This is a genomic window from Burkholderia sp. MSMB1078WGS, from assembly GCF_001528895.1.
In the GTDB taxonomy this organism is placed as follows: Bacteria; Pseudomonadota; Gammaproteobacteria; order Burkholderiales; family Burkholderiaceae; genus Burkholderia.
The window spans coordinates 1-3,764 of record NZ_LPDI01000047.1 but is presented as its reverse complement, the minus strand read 5'-3'; the positions used below and the strand labels follow the sequence as shown (position 1 = coordinate 3,764).

Here is a 3,764-nt window from a genome sequence, read left to right as displayed (position 1 = left end):
CGAACAGGACCGTGAAACGACTCTACGCCGATGATAGTGCGGATTCCCGTGTGAAAGTAGGTAATCGTCAGGCTCCCCTCAAGACAGAAACCCCCGCCCGATCAGGCGGGGGTTTTTGCATTTCGGCGCCTAGAAAAAGCACGCGGTGATGCGCGCTCATTCCTCGTAATCCAACCGCGAGCGCGCCAGATCGGTCATCTGCGTTTCTGCTGCGTGCCAAGCCCTCCCTCGGAACGAAACCCCGTGATTTGATACGATCGAAGTGTCGTCGACGCGAGTATCCGTCGACGTTCGTGTTCGAAACCTGGATTTGATGAAGAGGGCGGAGGAATGAATATCGGCGACGCGTCGCGCGAATCCGGAGTCAGCGCGAAGATGATCCGGTACTACGAACAAGTCGGCCTTCTTGCGCCGAGCAAGCGTAGCGATGCCGGCTACCGGATCTACGGTGCGGACGAAATTCATATCTTGCGGTTCATCCGCCAGGCGAGACGACTCGGCTTTCTCGTCGAGGACATTCGCAAGCTGCTGATGCTCTGGCAGGATCGCTCCCGCGCCAGCGCCGAAGTGAAATCGATCGCTCTGGAGCACGTGGCCGAACTCGACAAACGCATCGCGGAGCTGAGCGACATGCGCGACACATTGGTCGATCTGGCCGCGCACTGCCATGGTGACGGGCGGCCCGAATGCCCGATTTTGGCGCGCCTGGCCGACCCCGTCGGCGAACCAAATTAGTGCAGGCCTTCGAGTCTCAAAACGGGCTCAAACTCAACATCATTAAAAATCAATAAGTTATGGACAGCGTGGCTGTCTCCATTCCGAATTGGAATGGTCTCCATGCGAGTATTTCACTAGCATCTTGGTGCGGCATCGCTATAATTCGGGATAACCCTATACGGGAAATCCCTGAATTTCGATTCACCAGGGGTCCCTCTTCCTTGGAGAACGTCATGATCGCCTACATCGTCGAAAAGCTGAGCAACTGGTTCGAATCCGCAGAACGTGAGCGCCGTGAGGCCTACCTCGCCACGTCGTCGGACATCGTCCAGCTCGAGAGCCGCATCCGCTCGCTCGAAACCAACGGCTACTCGCTGTAATCGGAGTCACCGTCAGGTGCCGAGCGGCACCGAACGACAAGCAAGCCCCGTATTGACGGGGCTTTGTTTTTTTGTGCGCCGGATCTGGCGAAATCGTCGGCGCAGCGCTATGGTATGGACCTGCTTTTCATCCTGAAGGACACGATCATGCGTTTGCGTGTCGATGTGCGTCGTAGTGCTCGCGCGCGTCTCGTTCTGGGCGCGGCCGTGCTCGTTCATGGCCTCGCGGCCGGTGCCGCGACGTCGTCCAGGCCGCTCGTTCTCGATACGCAGCGCGGCATCCAGGACGGCAAGGGCGGGTTGGTGTTGCAGACGGCACCGTTGTCGTCGGAGCCGATCGTCGAGCCCGCAGGCATGCGGGCCCCGGCCGGGCAGGCGCCGAACACGTCGGTTCCGCTGTTCGTCGCGCCGTATATCAATGTTCCCGCTTGGAGCGGGCAGCCGAGGCTCGCGCCGAGACCGCAGCCGTAACGACCAGTCGCCCGATCAGTTTCCGCGGTGCTCGATCTGACAGCGGGCACCGCTATCCTGGCCCAGCATCTCGACCAGGTAGGGCAGTACCTCTTTCATGCTCTGAGCGAGCGTATACGGCGGATTCAGGATGAACATCCCGCTGCCGTAGAGGCCCAGTCCGTCGGTCGGCGGATTCGATATCGTCAGCGTCAGGTGCAGCCAGTTGTTCGGTTGAAGGCGCTTCAACTGTTCGGGAAAGCGCTGCGATTCCAGCCGCGTGACCTGCGGGTACCAGATTGCATAGCAGCCGGTCGCGAAACGCCTCAGGCATTCCGTCATGCAACTCACCACGCGGGCGTAATCCTTCTTGTCCTCGTAGGACGGATCGATCAGTACGAGTGCACGTCGCGGCGGCGGCGGCAGCAGCGCCTTGATACCTTCGAAGCCGTCGCCGGCGAAGATCATCGCGCGTCGCCCCGCGTCGCGGAAATTGTGGCGCAGCACATCGATTTCCGTCGTGTGCATTTCGAACAGGCGCATCCGATCCTGCTCGCGCATCGACCGCCATGCGATGTACGGGGAGCCGGGATAGAAGTGCAGTTCGCCGTCGGCGTTCAGCGCGCGGACTTCATCCACGTAGTCGCCCAGCGCCTCAGGCAGGTTCTTTTCGTTCCACAGCCGGCCGATGCCGGTATCGAATTCCGACGTCTTCGCTGCATAACCGTCGCGCAGCGAGTACACGCCGGCACCTGCGTGCGTATCGATGTACCAGTACGATTTGTCTTTCTTGTTCAGGTAGCGCAGCAGCTGGACGACGACGGCGTGCTTGAGCACGTCCGCGTGGTTGCCTGCGTGAAAACCGTGACGATAACTGAGCATGGCGGGCTGCCTGAAACGAAAGGTGAATCGATGAAAGCGGATCGCGCGCGGCCGTCGGGCCAGGTGCCGAGGCCGCGTATTGTACGCGAGTGGCCGTGAGTCGCCTTACTCGTATGCGTCGCCGACTACCGCCTCGATGCGTTGCTTCACGTCCGGCGTCAGCTTCGCGGCAACGTCGAGCGCGCGCATGTTGTCGCCGATCTGGTCCACCCGCGATGCGCCCGTGATGACCGAACTCACGCGCGGATTCGCGAGCACCCATGCGATTGCCAATTGGCCGGTACTGCAGCCGAGTTCGGCTGCAATCTCACCGAGCCGTTCGACGATGTCGTTGGCGGCCCGATCGGTCAGGCGTTCGCGCATCCAGTCGTAGCCCTGCAACTGCGCACGGCTGCCGGCCGGCACGCCGTTGCGGTACTTGCCGGTGAGCAGTCCCGACGCCAGCGGGCTCCAGGTCGTGAGGCCGAGACCGTAATCGTCGTAGAGCCGCGCATATTCCTGTTCGACCCGGGTACGGTGGAACAGGTTGTACTGCGGCTGCTCGACGACCGGTTTGTGCAGATGATGCCGCTCGGCGATCTCGCACGCCGCGCGGATCTCGTCGGCGCTCCATTCCGACGTGCCCCAGTACAGCGCCTTGCCGCGCACGATCATGTCGCTCATCGCCCACACGGTTTCCTCGATCGGCGTATGCGGATCGGGCCGATGGCAATAGACGAGGTCGACATAGTCGAGCTGCAGCCGGCGCAGCGAGCCGTCGATCGCGTTCAGCAGGTATTTCCGGTTCAGCGTGTGGTACTGGTTCGGGGCTTCCGCGAGCCCCCAGAAGAACTTCGTGGACACGATATAGCTGATGCGCGGCCAGTCGAGCGACTTGAGCGCGTGGCCCATGATTTCCTCGGACTTGCCGCCGGCGTAGACTTCGGCGTTGTCGAAGAAATTGACGCCCGCATCGCGGGCCGCGGCGAGGCATTCGCGCGCGACCCGCTGGTCGACCTGATTGCCGTAGTCACCCACGAACCGAGGGAAAGCTCGCTGATCTGCAGGCCGGAGCGGCCTAGCCGTCGATAGTGCATGAGAACCTCCTGTCGAACGGAATCGACCTTAAGCTTAGACGTTTTGCGCGCGAACGGCGGGGCCGATCGTGCACAATGACGGCTGGCACGCCGATACGATTTCGCGATGAGCGCGGATACGGCGGGCGCGTGTTTTATCGATCCGACAACGGGAGGAGACGGACATGGCAGCAGATCTGAGCGGCAAGACCGCAGTCGTCACGGGCGCCGCGAGCGGCATCGGCAAGGAAATCGCGCTGGAGCTGGCCAAGGCAGGCGC

General features: G+C 61.8%; 5 protein-coding genes and 1 pseudogene. 4 read left to right on the top strand and 2 right to left on the bottom strand.

The genetic code is table 11. The features are described from left to right. Positions 1-330 precede the first annotated feature (330 nt). The 3 genes from cueR to WT24_RS14395 all read left to right on the top strand — a co-directional run bounded on the left by cueR (position 331) and on the right by WT24_RS14395 (position 1,568). Positions 331-735 carry a Cu(I)-responsive transcriptional regulator gene (cueR, locus tag WT24_RS14400; RefSeq protein WP_059499818.1) on the top strand — a complete coding sequence of 135 codons (405 nt, stop codon included), beginning with the start codon at positions 331-333 and terminating at the stop codon, positions 733-735. 215 nt (positions 736-950) lie between these two features. Further along, positions 951-1,097 carry a DUF3563 family protein gene (locus WT24_RS32790; RefSeq protein ID WP_006478295.1) on the top strand — a complete coding sequence of 49 codons (147 nt, stop codon included), beginning with the start codon at positions 951-953 and terminating at the stop codon, positions 1,095-1,097. A gap of 114 nt (positions 1,098-1,211) precedes the next feature. After that, positions 1,212-1,568 carry a hypothetical protein gene (locus WT24_RS14395; RefSeq protein ID WP_179949350.1) on the top strand — a complete coding sequence of 119 codons (357 nt, stop codon included), beginning with the start codon at positions 1,212-1,214 and terminating at the stop codon, positions 1,566-1,568. Positions 1,569-1,583: 15 nt separating this feature from the next. Here WT24_RS14395 and WT24_RS14390 read toward each other — a convergent pair whose 3' ends face one another. Further along, on the bottom strand, positions 1,584-2,429 hold the full coding sequence (locus WT24_RS14390; RefSeq protein ID WP_060034305.1) for a 23S rRNA (adenine(2030)-N(6))-methyltransferase RlmJ: 846 nt from the start codon (positions 2,427-2,429) through the stop codon (positions 1,584-1,586). Between the two features lie 105 nt (positions 2,430-2,534). After that, positions 2,535-3,505: pseudogene (locus tag WT24_RS14385) on the bottom strand (potassium channel beta subunit family protein). Between the two features lie 164 nt (positions 3,506-3,669). Here WT24_RS14385 and WT24_RS34360 point away from each other — a divergent pair. Then, positions 3,670-3,764 (top strand): SDR family NAD(P)-dependent oxidoreductase (locus WT24_RS34360; protein WP_124496677.1); only part of this gene is annotated, 95 nt, incomplete at its 3' end.